General features: G+C 33.4%; 1 protein-coding gene and 1 pseudogene. One reads left to right on the top strand and one right to left on the bottom strand.

Annotation, left to right across the window (positions count from 1 at the left end):
- On the bottom strand, positions 1–172 hold a 172-nt coding region (locus ACFIK8_RS09490; protein ID WP_375669279.1), incomplete at its 3' end, for an aldehyde dehydrogenase family protein.
- Positions 173–621: 449 nt separating this feature from the next.
- On the opposite strand from ACFIK8_RS09490, the pseudogene ACFIK8_RS09485 reads away from it, so the two are divergent.
- A pseudogene (locus ACFIK8_RS09485) lies at positions 622–947 on the top strand (DNA translocase FtsK); the annotation flags it as partial.

Below are 947 nucleotides of genomic sequence, written 5' to 3'. Positions count from 1 at the left end.
AATTTTGAAAAGCGGCTTTAGCAGCATTAATTGCTTTATCTGCGTCTTTTGTACTGGCAACACTAATGACAGCACAAATTTCTTCTGTCGAGGGGTCAATGACGTGTAAATCGTGAGGAGTGGTTGGATCATCCCATAGACCATTGATATAAAATTTCCGCTTATTAAACATGATACACTCCCTATTTTTTATTTCTGTGTTGTTGAGTTACCTTCTATTTGAGACTTTTTTTTGCAAGGATAACAAGGATAATTTTCGAAGGTAAAGAAATTGGATTTTTTTATGAAAACCAGGCATGGAGAGTTGAAAAGGTACTGCTTATACTAAATTTTTGTATTTTTTACTAATCGTTTGTATGAAAGAGGTAAAGAAAGAAAAGTATTAGCAATTTTTCTGTCATTTTTTCTCATAGATTTTTCTTTAAAATGAATAAGTATAACTGGATGATACCACGGCATTAAGCGTGGAGGAAGCCTCATTAAGAGGAATTATAGCATTCTTTTTTTTCGTTAATAAAGTGACAGCCAGCAAAAGGTTATTAACCTTCGTATTATAGTCTCTATGCATTCTTTCTTTTTGAAGAGGCAATTGTTTTCATTTCTATAAGTTTGTTGGGTATCATGCATAATTCGAAAACAAAATCTATTTCTACATCTTCTTTTTCTGATGAGAGTACACAAGGTAAATCAGAAAGAAATTCATCTGCTAAGATTGCTGAAATATTTCCTTATCCGGAAATATGGAAAAAAGCATTTATGCTTGGGCAGAATGTGCGTTTTACACGAACACCAGAAGTTGAGATTTTGCGTCGTCGCATAGAAACAGATCCAGTTTTTGCGAAACAGTTTAAAGTTTTTACGAAGCAAGAGCGAAAAAATCTCGCGAACATTATACACTGTAACAAGAAAACAACAAATTCCCCATCGACAAAAAGGGTGATTAATTC

The sequence above is a fragment of the Bartonella sp. MR168JLCBS genome (genome assembly GCF_042194175.1).
Note: the sequence above shows the minus strand (reverse complement) of the source record. Positions and strands in the feature narration are given on the sequence as shown.